Source organism: Nocardia callitridis, from assembly GCF_039543305.1.
GTDB lineage: Bacteria > Actinomycetota > Actinomycetes > Mycobacteriales > Mycobacteriaceae > Nocardia > Nocardia callitridis.
The window spans coordinates 99,731-113,758 of record NZ_BAABJM010000007.1 but is presented as its reverse complement, the minus strand read 5'-3'; the positions used below and the strand labels follow the sequence as shown (position 1 = coordinate 113,758).

Genomic DNA, 14,028 nt, shown 5'->3' with positions numbered 1-14,028 from the left:
GTACATTTCCCCCTGTGTCACCCATGACACACGCGGTGCAGAGCGGTGAAAGGTCGGTGCGTCGCTCGAATCCACCGCGCGTTGCTCGGAGTTCGCGGATTTGATTCGCGCAACCATCGGGAGGTGCCGGGAATGCTGGTGAAGTCTTCGTCGCTCTGGTATGTCGACGCGCTCGATCCCTTGGCGGTCCTGCGCGCCCATCACGATTCCGATCCCGACGCCGCGCTCGCGCTGGCCAAACAATTGCACCCGGACCGGACGGTGCGGCCGACGACGACGGGCACGCTCGCCGGATGCGCGGGCCCGGACCTCGACGAGGTGTTCATCGGCTGCTATCCCGGTGTGACAGTGGTGTGCTCGGCGCAGGCCGCGCGCGTGCACCCGACCGAATTGCCCGAGTCACTGATTCGCCCCTTGGCCTCCGAACACACCTATCTGGTGTCGTTCGACGTCACCCACGGCTGGGGCGCTTTCGCGCACTGGGAACGCGGCGAATTCCGCAGGTCGTTCAGCTCGACGCGGGTGTACATCCTCGAAGACGAAGGCCTGCCGCTGGTCTGGGAGCGCGAGCACTGGGCGGGTGAGCATCCGGTGCGGTGGCGGGCGGGCGTGCTACCCGACCCACAGGCGCTACCCTTCGATCCACCCGATTTCGCCGACGCGGCCAACAACGAGTGGATCGGCTTCCACTACCGTGCCGCCGCACCCGAGGGCGCGCTCACCGCAGGCGACCTCGCCGTGTGCGGATTCGCGCTTGGCGCGAAGGCCGAGACCGAGACCGGCTCCTCCCACACACCCGAAGAGGGGGTCCGTCGCCGCCGTGGCCTGCGCGAGTGGATTCGCGGACACGACCGGGTTTCGCGCTAACCGGCGAGCGCGGCCAGCACGAGCACGAGCCAGCCGACCAAGACGCCCGCCGCGACGCCGCCGAGCACCCAGCGGGTCACGGGTATCGAACGCCAGCGCCACGCCGTCGGTGCCGCACCGCCGACGGCGACCAGATTGACCGCGATCGCGAGCAAGGGGTGCACCGCGGCGAGTGCGGCGCCGAACGCGAAGGCCGCGGCCCCGGCGAGCGACGCGACCAACAGTGCGACGGTGAGCCCGGTTGCCCACGGCGTTGGTTCGGCCGGGGGCAACTCGGCGTAATACCTGGGGGCGCGCCGCGGCGGCGGGTAGGAATGGCTCACGACAGTCGCACCCGTTCGTAGAACGCCATCGCGGCGGCGGTGGCCACATTCAACGAATCCGTTCCCGCCGACATCGGAATGCGCGCACGGACGTCGGCGGCGACCAGGGCCGCCTCGGTCAGGCCGGGCCCCTCCGCGCCGAGCAGCAAGGCGACTTTCTCCACACCCATCACCGTAGCCAGGTTCGGCGCTGACGCGTCAGGCGTCAGCGCGATGATTCGAAAATCATTGTCCCGCAGTATGTCCAGACCGCTCGGCCAGGTCGGGAGCTGGGCGAACGGCACGCGAAGCACATGCCCCATCGAGACGCGGACCGCGCGCCGGTACAGCGGATCGGCGCACTTGTCGCCGAACAGGATCGCCTCGGCACCCAATCCGGCCGCATTGCGGAACATCGCGCCGATGTTCTCGTGGTCGTTCACACCCTCCAACACGGCGACGGTCCGAGCACGGCCGATCACCTCGTCGACCATGCGCGGCGCCGGGCGGCGTGCCACCGCCAAAACGCCACGGTTGAGGTGGAATCCGACTACCTCGGCCATGACCTCGGCGGTGGTTCTGAAGTACGGCACCGCGAGCTCGGCGAGATCGTCGCCGAGTTCCTGCCAGCGCGACGACGTGCCGAGCAACGCGGTCGGGGCGAACGGGGAGTCGAGCATGCGCCGCACCACGATCACACCCTCGGCGATGACCAACCCTTTGCGACCCGGCAGATCGGGACGGCGGTCGGCGGACTTCAGGTCGCGAAAGTCGTCGAGCCGCGGATCGGCGGGGTCGTCGATGTCGATCACTGCGGCCATCACCCCATCTTGCCGGGACCGGGCCCCTGCCGTGACCAGCGGGGCACGGTTGTCTCACCACGGGATTCGAGGGCACTCGCGGACCACGAAAATTCAGGTGCTAGCGCGAGCACATCCGTGAGATCGTCGCACCATGCCCCTGACGAACGATATCGCCGTGCGGTCCGCGACAGCCGAGGATGAGGCGGCAATCCAGCTACTGCTCGAAACCAGTTTCGCCGGGCAGTGGGGCGCGGACAAACAGGCCGAGACTCGGGCATTGTTTCGGATCGAGGACGCACTGGTCGCCGTCGACGGCGACCAGGTCGTCGGCACCACCGAGGACCGGCAGATGACGGTGACCGTTCCCGGCGCGGCGACGCTGACGGCCGCCGGCGTCGCCGCGGTGGCGGTGGCGTCCACGCATCGACGCCGCGGCATCCTGCGCGCACTGTTCACCGAGCAGCATCGGCGCATCGAGGAGGCGGGGCTACCGATCGCGATCCTCACCGCCAGCGAGGGCAGCATTTACGGGCGCTTCGGTTACGCGCCGACGACGCGGGAGAACTCGGTGACGATCGACCGCCGATTCGCGGAGTTCCTGCCGTGCGCGCCGAACGTCGGTGGGGTGCGGATGAGCGACCCCACCGCGGCGCTCGATCATCTTCGCGCGGTGTATGACCGGTGGCGCGCGGTGGTTCCCGCGGCACAGGTACGACCCGAGGCTTCCTGGCGGTTGCGCCTGCTCGATATCGAGCGAGCCAGAGGTGGCGGTAGCGACCTGTTCGCCTTCGTGCACCCCGACGGCTACGCGTTGTACCGATACCACAAGCGCGAGCACGGTATCGACGCACAGGTCATCGAACTGCGCGCCGTGACCACCGACGCGCACGCGGCATTGTGGCGCGCGCTGTGCGGACTCGACATCACCAAGCACCTCGAGGCGGTCGTCAGCGATAACGATCCACTGCCCTACCTGTTGACCAATCCCCGCCTGGTGCGGACCGTCCAGCGTGCGGACGCGCTCTGGTTACGCCTGATGGATGTGCCCACCGCGCTCGCCGCGCGCACCTACGGCGCGGACCTCGATGTCGTGCTCGCGGTACACGACCCGTTTCGCGAGGCCGGCGGCACCTTCGCGCTCACCATTCGCGACGGCAAGGCGGCCTGCTCCCCCACCACCGGCGCCGCCGACGTCGACCTCGGCATCGACGTACTCGCGGGCCTGTACTTCGGCACCCATCCCGCACGCGCCTTCGCCGCGGCGAATCGCCTGCGCCTCAACGACTCCGACCTGCTACCCACCCTGGAAACGGCATTCGGCTCGCCGGTGGACGCGCACCTGGGCTGGCACTTCTGACCGCGCCGCTGACACCGAAAGTGCCAGCGGTACCGAGTTCTCGCGGTGCGAAGCCACCGTTGGCTGTGGCTTCGTCCGCACCGCGAGTGTCGATCACTTCGGCCAACGCCGAAACTCGCCGTACCGACGTCCTTCGTCGATGGGCGACTGTCGATGGTCGACACCGAGGTCAGCGGAGTGTGCCGAAGAAATCGCGCAGGTCGCCGAGCACGAGGTCGGGGGTCTCCATCGGCACGAAGTGGCCGCCTCGGTCGAACTCCGACCAGTGCACCACGGTGGTGCGCTTCTCCGCGATGGCGCGGACTGTTTTGCTGCCGGGGAAGACGGCGACGCCGGTGGGCACACCGGAATCGGGGGTTTCCGCACCCCACTGCTCGGACTCCTTCACCTGCATCGACACCGATTTCACCGTCGCCGGTCCACCCGAACTGGTCGAGCAGATCGAAATCCTTGCTCGCCGTTGTTCCACCGCGATCCAGACCCTGAGATAGGACAGTGCTCCGGCCCGCGGGTGCGCCGACCGCGCCGCGCACCGTGGTCCGTGGTCCGTGGTCCGTGGTCCGTGGTCCGTGGAATGCACCAAGTGCGATGCTCGGCAGGAGGTCGACGCCGGAGTCGTGGTCGATCGATCGCGTTCGAGCTGCTGCCTAACGCGAAACATCCTCCGCCAGCGATGTTCTCGCATGGTCAGCCGACCGGCGAGGCCGTGGGCGCGCGGACAGCGGCGCCCCATGACGCCGGGTGCACGAGCCTGGCATGCTGGTAACCATGAAGCCGATTCAGTTGATACTGAACATCCTCTGGCTGGTCTTCTGTGGCGTCTGGATGGCATTCGGCTATCTGATCGCCGCGGTGATCTGCTTCGTCCTGATCGTGACGATTCCGTTCGGGATCGCCTCGGCGCGCATCGCGTTCTACGTGCTGTGGCCGTTCGGCCGCACCACGGTGGAGAAGCCGGGGGCCGGAGCGGGATCGCTGGTCGGCAATGTCATCTGGGTGATCGTCGCCGGTTGGTGGCTGGCGCTCGGCCACCTGCTCACCAGCATTCCGCTGTTCATCTCGATCATCGGAATCCCCTTCGGCTGGGCCAATCTGAAGCTCATCCCGGTGTCGCTGTTTCCGCTCGGTCGAGAGATCGTCGACAGTGATCAGCCGTTCGCCGGACGCTGAAGCGCTTACTCTTCGTCGACCAGCTGACGCATGATCTCGACCGCACCGGCGATTACCTCGAGCTGATCGGCGGTGAGCGTGGACAGTCGCTCGGTCATCCACGCTTCGCGCGCACTGTTCTCGTCGGCGATGAGCGCACGGCCCGCGTCGGCCAGCGACACGATGATCTGCCTGCCGTCGGTGGGGTGCGGCTGACGTTGCACCAGTTCGAGATCGGTGAGCGAGGCGATCACCCGCGTCATCGACGGCGGCTGCACCCGCTCCTTCTGTGCCAGCGCACCCGGCGTCATCGACCCTTCGCGTGCGAGGGTGGCCAGCGCCGAGAGCTGGGTGAGCGAGATCTGAGCATCGGCACGGCGACCACGCAGGTGCCGTGCCAACCGGACGACCGCCAGTGAGAGATCACCGGCGAGGGCCCGAACTTGCGATGACGAGGTCACAATGCCAAACCTTACGGGACGGCCACCGGGTGGTGATTCGATTCGTCGCCGCTACGCTGGTGCGGTGACCCCCCAAGTGCCGCAGTTCCCCGCACGACTGACCGATCCACGGCCCGTGCTGGCCGTCGGCAGCGGGTTGTGGTTGATCGCCACGGTGGTGGTGCTGATCGGCGGCGATCGCTGGGCCAGCGTTCTTCCGGTGTGCCTGATGGGTTTGGTGGTCGGCGTGCTCGCACTCGGCATCTTTTTGATCCAACGTCGCGGCGCGCGCCGAGGTGACAAGGGCGCGCAGACCGGACTGTGAGCGCCACGCTCACCCGATCTCGAATTCGGCGGTGGTCCCGGTGAAGGGGTGCAGGGCGCCGTCGTCGCTCAGGCTGTCGGCGTAGTGGCACAGGCGGTAACGCCCGGGCTCGGCGTCCCCTGGAACATCCCAGGTGAACCTGGCCACCGATTCGGCGAGGCCCTCCCTGCGCCAGTGGAATCGGACCGCCCACTCGCCCTCGTTGGCCACCCGCGTCCAGTGCCCCTCGGCGTCGCGGCGTTGCACCTCGAGGAACGTGCTGTTGCGTCGGGTGTTGTGTTTGGGATGCGCCGAGACGAACTCCGCGACCACCTGTGCGCCAGGGGCGTAACTCGCGTCGGGCGCGACCAGCACGTCACCGAAGCCGCGGCCCGATGGCAGCGCGTCGGGACCCGCGCCTACCTGGAAGTTCGGTTGGAGATTGGACACGTCGCGCGGAGCCGGGCCACGCGCCACCCGCTGACCTGCGGCGAACGCGGTGGCCAACCTGGTGAACTCCTGCTGGTACGCGCACAGCGTGTAGCGACCGAACAGCGTCGAGGCGCCCTCGTACTGTTGTGCGTCGTATTCCTCTGGCGTCGCGACATATTCGTGATAGGCGTTGGCGTACCCCTGCATCAGCACCTGTTCCAGCTCGACATCGAGCGCCGCGGCCACCGCACGCCGAATCCGCAGCCCCGAGGTGATGGTGAATTCACCACCGGCCGCGGCGAGATACAACTCGCCGAGGCGGACGATCTGCACCGGGACCACATTCGGCACCCACGCCACGGGCGGCAGCAGACCGAGCGGCGCGAAGATGGCCTTGGGTGCCTGCGCGTCGGCGAGCCAGGCCGGAGCGGGTGCGTTCGGGTCGCCGAGCCATTCGACGAACGGATTGCGCACGCCTTCGGGAATCGGGCCGCCGGGCAGACCGGGGCCGTCCTCGACGCTGCCCGCGATCAGCGAGACACCGGCGGCGGCTGGCGCGGTGTGCTTGGGTAACCCATCGGGGGTGAACCGACCGTCGACGGCGATATCGGCGAGATCGATGTAGCAGAGCATCGCGTCCACCGCGCCGGTGATCGTCTTCGCCGCGGCCAGTGCGGTTTCCGACGCCGCGTACTGGCGTTCGCCGATGATGCGGGTGTTCTCGAATTCGTCCTCGGTCGGCCCGGAGTGCGGTCGCAGGTTCAGGTTCGGTGACATGTCGCCCGCGTTGGTTTGCGCGAAGGCGGACACGAAACCCGGGTTCGGATCCAGGTAGCGCACGCCGTGCTCGCGGTGCTCGGCACGAAAAGCCGCGTAGCCCTTGTTGTCCGAGCTGATCAGATGGTTGGCGTTGCTCATCGAGGTGTTGTGCGTGGCGAACCAGGTAATGGCGCCGACCTGTCGTCCACCCTTGTACAGCGCGAGCGCCGTGACGGCGGGGTCGATCGCCTCGGGGTAGACGTCCTTGTCGGCCAGCGGGTTACGGTCCCACGCGACGTGCGACCGGTTGACGCTGGCATCGTGGAGTTCGCTGCGGCCCAGCGCGATCGAGCCGGGTCCGAGGTCCGCGTGCGCGGCGGTGATCGCCTCCACGATGCCGTTCACCTCGGCGTCGTACACCTGCTGTTGGAAGCCGAGGATCGAGAGGTTGTAGGCGTAGTCGTGGCTGGAGCCACCGCAGGTCGAGTGCGAATGCGTCGAGGTGAGTACGACGTTCTGCTCGGTGTAGAGGTCACCGAAACGACGGGCGAGTTCGGTGAGTACGCCGCGGTGCACCGATTGGAAGATCATCCCGTTCTCGGCGACGACGTACACGATTCGTTGTCCGCCGAGGCCGAGGACGAACGCTCGCGCCCTCGGCCGCAGGTGGATACCCGCGGTCTGTTGATCGAGTTGGGAATAGCCCATCATTCCGCATTCGGCTGCGGGTCCGGTGATGTCGGAGATTCCGACGCCGATTTCGTAGTCGCTGGCGGTGGTGTCCCCGTCGGTCGTCGGCACTGCCTGTGCGGGCGCCACCGTCATGGTTGCGGCGGCCAACGTCACCGAGCCGAGGGCGGTTCGAGCCAGAACGGCCCTGCGGGACACCGACATACAACATCCTCCTTGATCGAAAAACAGCGAACCACATAACTGGTCGATCGTCCAGTCGGAATTTTTTCCGTGGAACGAATTGACTGTTCGCGACCTGCGCGCTTAACTCGCCTGGTGTCCTCCCGATTGAGCGTCGAAGAAAGACGGGCCCACCTTATCGAGGCCGCTATCGGCCTTGCCGAGAAAAAGGGCGTTGCGGGCGTGACCACCCGAGATGTCGCAGCTGCGGCGGGAGTCTCACTCGGAGTGGTGCATTACTGTTTCGACAATAAGGACGCGCTGATGACCGAGCTGGTCAAGGCGCTGTCGATGGAATTGCGCGATTCCGTCGACGCCAATGAAACAGTATGGCAAGACGTCGGAAGTGGAAAAGAAGCACTTCAAAAATTGATCAGGGCCGGATTGGAACTGATGTGGCTGAACATCGAAGCCACGCCACAACGACAACTACTCACATACGAAACCACCACCTATGCCCTACGCGAAGGTGGACAAACTCCGGCGAAACTCGCGATCGCCAGGGAACAGTACGACTTCAACGACTCCACCGTCGCCGATCTCCTCGAGCACGCGCGCGACGCGACCGACACCCGTTGGTCGGTCCCCGTGCGCACCCTGAGCCGCTTCACCCTCGGGATAATCGACGGAATCGTGTTGCGCTGGTTGGTCGATGACGACAGCGAACAAGTCCGCGAACAACTCGACCTACTCAGCGAAATGGTCGCCGGATACGCCGTCTGAGGTCGAAGCGCTGACCGAAACCCGCGGCGTCGTCGTGGGTTTCGGCCACGGCCCGGGCCCGATCAGTCGAGCACGGCCGGTGCGCGAACGTGGAACGCGCCGTCGGCACGCCACCATGGCACCGACACCGTCGCCGTGACCGCGCCACTCACCCGCACCCGCAGGTCTTCGTGCACCACCAGCGTCTCGTCGTCCACTGCCGCCACGAACAGTTCGCGCAGCACGACCGCCAGCGGCTCGGTCGCGAAATCGGTGCGTCGACCGGTACCGAGCACCTCGGCGGTCACCGCCTCCGACACCAACGGCAGGTCCAGCAGCCCGGCCAACGACGACGCCGTCGTCGCATCCCCCAGCACCAGTTGGCCTGCGGGGATCGCCAATCCGAACCACGGCTGATCGAGCACGAACACCGCGTCGGGGTCGACCGCCGCCCCCGACAACACCCGCACCCGCTCCGGCAAGTGCAGATCGGCGAGATCCAGGCGACCGTCGGCGACCGCCGCCGCCAGCAAGGCGTGCGTCCGCGAAATGGTCTCGGGGGTAGGAGTTCTGGTCGGATCGGCGAGCGCGTCCAGCAAAGCCGCCGCCAATTCGAGGCTGATCGAAGCGGGATCGGCCAGCACCGCCCGCGTCGCCGCCGGGTCGTCGACGAGACCGCGCACCGCGAATTCCGGTAGCAAACCGACGAATTCGCTGTCGGACGGATGCCGCGACAGGCCGAGTGGGACGCCACCGATGTGCGCGTGCGTACGCAGCCACCACGCGGTGTAGCCGTCGCGGTCGGTGAGCAGCGGACGCCGCCGTGGGTCGGAAGCCAACTGCCACAACGCCTCCGGCCAGGCGTCCGCGTCCACGAGATCCAGATCGCGCACGGCCGCCAAACGCCGGGGCTCGTCGGAAAGCCCCGCCCACCAACGGTCCTCGTCGTCCAGATCATGATCGGGACCAGTCGGGTCATCTTCGACCACCACACTGAAGTCCCAGCCGACCCCCACCGCACGCAACGCCTGCGCACCGTAACGATCCACCACCGACTCGGCAACCACACCGAACGGCGAATCCTCGACCAGCAGCTCACGCAACGGCGCGTCAGGAAGCAGCAGCTCGTCCGCAGGCCGCGACTGCCCTGTCGCGTCGGTCAATTCGAGCGCGCCCAACCACTCGGGCAATGCTTCGGCATCCGCGGACGCCGCCAACCGCAACACGACATCGGTGGTGTCGGGGTCCGCACCGTCGGCCAACTCGGCCCGAAGACCGGGGTCGCTCAGCAGATCCACGACCGTCGCACCGCGAGCACCGAGCCTGGACAGCAGCGGGTGCGCCGCCTCGGGATGCACCAGCCGCGCCCAGTGCACCGGGATCGCGGCCGCCAACTCGTCATCGAGGACGACCGTGCGCGGTCCGGTCACCAGTCGACCATCCGCCAACGGAACCGCGAGCGCACCCAATTCCTCGGCCGACAACGGGTCGACCACAAACGGTTCCAGCGCCGCGTACAACCGTCGCCACCAGGAAGGCGCACGCTCCAAGCCCGCGGACAACTCGGCCAGCCGCGCCAACCCCAACCGGTGCACATCCAACACACCCAACGCCTCGGCGTAGCGGCGCTCGGACAGCTCGGCGATCACCAGGGGACCGATCACGTCGCCGAGGAGATCGGCGAGGTCAGGAGTCAAATCGGTGAATACGCTCGCCCGCGTCGGTACGGCGGTGTTGGCTGTCGCGGCACCGCGCTCGGCGCCAGGGCGAATGTCCCACGACACCGAATCGGCGTCAGCGGTGGGACTCTCGGCCTTCGCCGACTCGAAGGCGGCGCCACGGGAGGTCGGCGCGTCGCCCGCAAGGTCGGCCCAATCCGCAGTGCCGGTCGACACGGTGGCGGCGGCCGGATCAGTCGCGGAAGGAGCCTCGAAATCGGGGTTCGCGCCGTCGCCGAACGAGGTTGCGCGGTGGGCCGAACCGGCGCGGTCCGCCGGGGTAGCCGACGCGACACCGGCACCCGGCTGCCCCGCACCACCGGAATCGGATTCGCGATGCTTCGACGTGGCGCCTTCGGTCGTTGTTCGGCGATCAGTCAGCGCCTCGGCCGTCCCCGACTCGACGAGATCATCCAGTGCGCGTGGGATATTCGGAGTCGATGCGAGAGCGTCGGGACCGAAACCTTCCGGTCCCGTCGTCTCGCTCGAGCTGGAAACGATGACCGGGAGCCAGGCGTGTGTGCGGAGTTCGGCGATCAGTGCTTCCCGAAGCAAACCATCGGTCTCGCTGCGGGCGAAGCCGGGGCGCGGCACCAGGACGAGTCGGTGTTTCGGCGGCAGGGCGCGGGCGAAATCGGCGTAACCGTCGGCCAATTCGGCGACGGGTGTGCCAGGCAGCAGGCGGCGACGGTCCGGCTGCATGGCGACGTCGGCCACCAGCAGTGCGGGCAGCGACAGTTCCTCGTCCGAACGCGTCGGAGCGCGCAGAACATCCTCGGCGACCGGCACCGGGATACCCGCACGCAGCGGCAACAACCAGCGCGAACGTGGTGCGCGGTACTGCCACCACGACTGCGAGCCCCCCGGCCCGTCGATCCGCACCTCTGCCAGGCCGCCACCGAGATCGACTGTTTCACTGACAAATTCGTCGGCGCCTAGCCGCAGGAGTCGCAAAGCCGGAAGCGCCAGCAGTAGGTCGGCCGCCTCGGCACCCATGGTCGCGAGCAACGCCGCGCCGTCCACCTGGTCGTCCAGCCGCAACACCACTTCGGTATCCGCGCCCGCCACAGGAGGGACGCTCGACGGCCAGGCCAGCCGCAGTACCGGCGGAGCGAGGGCCTCCTCGGCCGTACCCTCTGGTAGGCGAACACCGTTCGTACGCAGCGCATCCCGAGTCGCGGAGCGGGAAAACAGCAGCGAACCGGTGGTCGAGCGGACCTCGATCTCCTCGCTCGCCGACAAGACCGCGGTGAACCCCACACCGAAGCGACCCACCGACGCCGCCGCGCCGGGCTTCTCCGAGGCACGCAAGGCCGTGAGGGCATGCACCCCCGACAATGCCAGCGGCGCACCGGTATTCGCGATATGCAGGAAACGCCCGTCCAGCCACACCGAAAGACGGCCGGGCGCATTCGCCTTGGTGGCTGCGTCGGCCGCGTTCTGTGCCAACTCGGTCAGCAGTCGGTCGCGATAACCGGCGCGCACCAGGTCGGCTTCAGTCGTCGCGTCCTCGCGCAGCCGCGTCGGCGAATCGCGCCAAGCCGCGATCACCGCGGCTCGCAGCGCCTCGGTGCCGAACGGGTCGGCCGAACCGGTCAGTTCCGCGGCGATGACTCGAACTCCGGCCAGGATCCGGAATCCGACTCCGCGGCCTCGCCCGCATCGGCCGATTCGTCCGAAACCGGTGGCGACACCTCCTCGCCCGATGCGCCCGGATCGGGCGGCCCAGCCGAAACCGATTCCGACACACCCACATCGGCCGAAGGTGTTGCTTCCGCGCCGATCTCGGGCGTCACAGCTCCGGCCGCCAGACCGGCATGCAGTGGATCGGTGTCGATATCCGCAGGGCCGGAAGCGTTCTCGGACGTGGCGGGTGTCGCATCCCCGGGAGCAGGATCACCCGCGTCGGCTTTCGAGGTCGGCGCGCGGTCGGCGTCGGAGGGCCATCGCGTGGCGGCCAGGTCGGGCGCTGCGGCGCGTTCGCCGACAAAATCCGTTGGCGCGGTGGCGGAAACGTTGCGATCCCGATCCGACTCGGGGTCGGTCACCCCGTTGGCCGCTCCCAGGCCCTCAGGTCGGGTGTCCGGCTCGGCGGTGGCGCCCGAAGCGTCATCGACCGACGCACCACCGACGTCCGATCCAGCGGAGTGCACAGGCGCGCTTGTGGTCTCAGCGACAGCCGAGCTCGAATCAGCGCCGGAAACCTCGGCGGCACTCGACCCGCCGCTAACCGAGGAACCCACACCATGCGCCTCGACACCCGAGGACTCAGCATCCGCCGCGGAACCCGCCGACAACGCACCAGCGGAACCCGAGGAAACCCCGATGCCCTCAGCCGTAGCCGAACTCGAATCAGCACCCGACCCCTCAGCGGCACTCGACGCGCTACCGGGTGATGACCCCGAACCGGATGCCTCCTCGACCGAGGATTCGGCGTTCGTGGCGAGAACCGCCGACGACGCACCGGCGGGGTCAGCGGGCGCACCATGGTTCTGCGTCGCTGGGGAACTCGGCGCGTCTTCGAGGGACGGCTCCGTCCCCGCGGTACCCGGAGCCTCGCCACCGGCGGACTCGGGGGCCGATGCGCCCTCGATCGCCCTGGAGCTCGCTGTCTCAGCGCTCGGCGTCTCGGCGGTCACCGATTCCGCACCGGTCGACTCGACAACGGACGCGTTCGAGTCCGGCGCGTCGGTTCCCGTGGCCGCGCTCCTGCGCGACCCACGTACCTCGACCACGTCGAAGGCGGCGTCGTCGTAGGCCTCGTAGATCGGCGAGCCGCCGCCGCTCGGGGCGGCGGTGTCGGAGTGTGCGCCGCAGCCGTAGGCGTTGTGCACCACGTGGCCGTCCGCGCCCATCGCGTTGCCGCACACGCCGAAGGCAGCGCGCAGGGCACCGGCGAGCGGGACGAAGAAACCGCAGAGCCCACAGGTGGAGGGGGCCGCCTTCGCCATCTCGGTATCGGGGCCGAACTCGGTGTACCAGCGCTCGGCCGCGTCCTCGCGCCCCTCTCTGCTGAGCACCTGGCTGCGGCCGAGACCGACGTCGTAGCCGACCTCGTCGACCACCGGGTCCCCGGTCGCGACATAGCCCGGCGCCAGCCGAGGGTCGTCGGTAGGCGGTGCGAGCAGGTCGCCGGGTGCCAGATCACCGGGACGCACCCGCTGCTCCCACGGCACGAATGCCGGAGCGACCAGCGCGTCGGGGCCCGGCAACAGGGCCGACTCACTCACCGTCGCGTATCCGGCCTCCGGCGCCGCCGCCACGACAACCGCCCATTGCCAGCCGCGATAGCCGGGCAGGGTGGCCTCGAAGCGGTGGGTCGCCGCGGTCTCGTTCTCGAAGGCGACGCCGAGGTGTGCACCGACAGCCGACGGTTCCAGCTCGACGAGCGCACCGCGGGCCAGGTCTACGGCGTCGGCCAGAAGCGGCCTGACGCCGGGGTCCGAAACAGAAGCTGCGCTCACGGCCTACATTTTGCCGTATGGAGCGCACTCGCCGTTGGCTGGCCGTCGCAGTCCTGGTCGGTCTGCCGTTTTCCGGTGGATGCGCGGCACCCGAAGACACCACGCCGCGAATGACAGTTCAAGTGATAACCACCAGGCCACACGACACGAACGCGTTCACCGAAGGCCTCGAGATCGTCGGTGACGTGCTCTACGAAGGAACCGGAATGTCCGGCGAGTCGAGCGTCGGCGCGTCGTCGTTTCGCGCCGAACCGACCGAGCCGAACGCACCGCTGGCAAGGGCGGAGCTACCCGCGCCGTATTTCGGCGAAGGCGTCACCTCCGCGCAGGGCACCCTGTGGCAACTGACGTGGCAGAACCACGTGGCCATCGCCCGCGATCCGATCACCCTCGCCGAGCGCCGCCGCGTCGCGTTCGACGGCGAGGGCTGGGGGCTGTGCACCAGGGGTGCGAGCCTGGTGATGAGCAATGGCACCGACACCCTGACCTTCCGCGACCCCGTCAGCTTCGCGCCCACCGGGTCGGTCACGCTCACCAGCCATCAGGGCGCACGCCTCAACGAACTCGACTGCGCCGAAGACGGTTCCGTGTACGCCAACGACTGGCCGACCGAAACCATCCTGCGTATCGACCCCGAGTCCGGTGCCGTGCTCGCCGTCATCGACGCGCGCGGCCTCCTCACGCCCGCCGAACGCCAGGGCACCGACGTACTCAACGGCATCGCCCAGATCCCCGGCACCGATCGTTTCCTGCTGACCGGCAAATACTGGCCGAAGATGTTCGAGGTCCGCTTCGTGCCTGCCTGAGCGTTCGGTGAAC

13 protein-coding genes are annotated in these 14,028 nt (G+C 68.1%); 6 read left to right on the top strand and 7 right to left on the bottom strand.

Features of this window, described 5'->3' with window-relative positions:
• Positions 1 to 132: 132 nt before the first annotated feature.
• A complete protein-coding gene (locus ABEA50_RS26845; RefSeq protein WP_345498927.1) occupies positions 133 to 867 on the top strand; it encodes a DUF6928 family protein in 735 nt (244 codons plus the stop codon).
• On the opposite strand, the gene ABEA50_RS26840 is transcribed toward ABEA50_RS26845, so the two are convergent.
• Positions 864 to 1,139: a DUF2537 domain-containing protein gene (locus ABEA50_RS26840; protein ID WP_345499196.1), complete on the bottom strand. Its 276-nt coding sequence runs from the start codon at positions 1,137 to 1,139 to the stop codon at positions 864 to 866. The genes ABEA50_RS26845 and ABEA50_RS26840 overlap by 4 nt on opposite strands.
• 47 nt (positions 1,140 to 1,186) lie before the next feature.
• On the bottom strand, positions 1,187 to 1,990 hold the full coding sequence (locus ABEA50_RS26835) for a TrmH family RNA methyltransferase (protein ID WP_345498925.1): 804 nt from the start codon (positions 1,988 to 1,990) through the stop codon (positions 1,187 to 1,189).
• Positions 1,991 to 2,123: 133 nt separating this feature from the next.
• Between ABEA50_RS26835 and ABEA50_RS26830 the strand changes: the two genes are divergently transcribed.
• Positions 2,124 to 3,329, top strand: a complete 1,206-nt coding sequence (locus ABEA50_RS26830; RefSeq protein WP_345498923.1) for a GNAT family N-acetyltransferase — start codon at positions 2,124 to 2,126, stop codon at positions 3,327 to 3,329.
• A gap of 169 nt (positions 3,330 to 3,498) precedes the next feature.
• Here the strand turns inward: ABEA50_RS26830 and ABEA50_RS26825 are convergent, their stop codons facing one another.
• The gene (locus tag ABEA50_RS26825; protein ID WP_345498921.1) at positions 3,499 to 3,729 is read right to left on the bottom strand and encodes a hypothetical protein; all 231 of its coding nucleotides are present in this window, start codon (positions 3,727 to 3,729) and stop codon (positions 3,499 to 3,501) included.
• A 368-nt stretch (positions 3,730 to 4,097) separates the two neighbouring features.
• On the opposite strand from ABEA50_RS26825, the gene ABEA50_RS26820 reads away from it, so the two are divergent.
• Complete coding sequence (locus tag ABEA50_RS26820; protein ID WP_345498919.1) at positions 4,098 to 4,499, top strand: YccF domain-containing protein; 402 nt, start codon at positions 4,098 to 4,100, stop codon at positions 4,497 to 4,499.
• A 5-nt stretch (positions 4,500 to 4,504) separates the two neighbouring features.
• Here the strand turns inward: ABEA50_RS26820 and ABEA50_RS26815 are convergent, their stop codons facing one another.
• Complete coding sequence (locus tag ABEA50_RS26815) at positions 4,505 to 4,939, bottom strand: MarR family winged helix-turn-helix transcriptional regulator (RefSeq protein ID WP_345498917.1); 435 nt, start codon at positions 4,937 to 4,939, stop codon at positions 4,505 to 4,507.
• 64 nt (positions 4,940 to 5,003) lie between these two features.
• Here ABEA50_RS26815 and ABEA50_RS26810 point away from each other — a divergent pair, with 64 nt between their 5' ends.
• Entirely contained in the window at positions 5,004 to 5,243 is a 240-nt protein-coding gene (locus ABEA50_RS26810) for a DUF2530 domain-containing protein (RefSeq protein WP_345498915.1), read from the top strand.
• Between the two features lie 9 nt (positions 5,244 to 5,252).
• Here ABEA50_RS26810 and ABEA50_RS26805 read toward each other — a convergent pair whose 3' ends face one another.
• Positions 5,253 to 7,307, bottom strand: coding sequence for a neutral/alkaline ceramidase (locus tag ABEA50_RS26805; protein WP_345498913.1), 2,055 nt, complete (start codon positions 7,305 to 7,307; stop codon positions 5,253 to 5,255).
• A gap of 69 nt (positions 7,308 to 7,376) precedes the next feature.
• On the opposite strand from ABEA50_RS26805, the gene ABEA50_RS26800 reads away from it, so the two are divergent.
• Positions 7,377 to 8,048 carry a TetR/AcrR family transcriptional regulator gene (locus ABEA50_RS26800; protein ID WP_345498911.1) on the top strand — a complete coding sequence of 224 codons (672 nt, stop codon included), beginning with the start codon at positions 7,377 to 7,379 and terminating at the stop codon, positions 8,046 to 8,048.
• Positions 8,049 to 8,110: 62 nt separating this feature from the next.
• Here the strand turns inward: ABEA50_RS26800 and ABEA50_RS26795 are convergent, their stop codons facing one another.
• Positions 8,111 to 11,296, bottom strand: a complete 3,186-nt coding sequence (locus tag ABEA50_RS26795) for a sacsin N-terminal ATP-binding-like domain-containing protein (RefSeq protein WP_345498909.1) — start codon at positions 11,294 to 11,296, stop codon at positions 8,111 to 8,113.
• A gap of 44 nt (positions 11,297 to 11,340) precedes the next feature.
• Positions 11,341 to 13,209, bottom strand: coding sequence for a DUF3027 domain-containing protein (locus ABEA50_RS26790; protein ID WP_345498907.1), 1,869 nt, complete (start codon positions 13,207 to 13,209; stop codon positions 11,341 to 11,343).
• 17 nt (positions 13,210 to 13,226) lie between these two features.
• Here ABEA50_RS26790 and ABEA50_RS26785 point away from each other — a divergent pair, with 17 nt between their 5' ends.
• Positions 13,227 to 14,015, top strand: a complete 789-nt coding sequence (locus ABEA50_RS26785) for a glutaminyl-peptide cyclotransferase (RefSeq protein WP_345498906.1) — start codon at positions 13,227 to 13,229, stop codon at positions 14,013 to 14,015.
• Positions 14,016 to 14,028 lie beyond the last annotated feature (13 nt).

What these genes read in the sequence shown, in the direction of transcription:
- ABEA50_RS26845 (WP_345498927.1), top strand. Translation starts at nt 133, where the DNA reads ATGCTGGTGAAGTCTTCGTCGCTCTGGTATGTCGACGCGCTCGATCCC.
- ABEA50_RS26835 (WP_345498925.1), bottom strand. Translation starts at nt 1,990, where the DNA reads ATGGCCGCAGTGATCGACATCGACGACCCCGCCGATCCGCGGCTCGAC.
- ABEA50_RS26830 (WP_345498923.1), top strand. Translation starts at nt 2,124, where the DNA reads ATGCCCCTGACGAACGATATCGCCGTGCGGTCCGCGACAGCCGAGGAT.
- ABEA50_RS26820 (WP_345498919.1), top strand. Translation starts at nt 4,098, where the DNA reads ATGAAGCCGATTCAGTTGATACTGAACATCCTCTGGCTGGTCTTCTGT.
- ABEA50_RS26805 (WP_345498913.1), bottom strand. Translation starts at nt 7,307, where the DNA reads ATGTCGGTGTCCCGCAGGGCCGTTCTGGCTCGAACCGCCCTCGGCTCG.
- ABEA50_RS26785 (WP_345498906.1), top strand. Translation starts at nt 13,227, where the DNA reads ATGGAGCGCACTCGCCGTTGGCTGGCCGTCGCAGTCCTGGTCGGTCTG.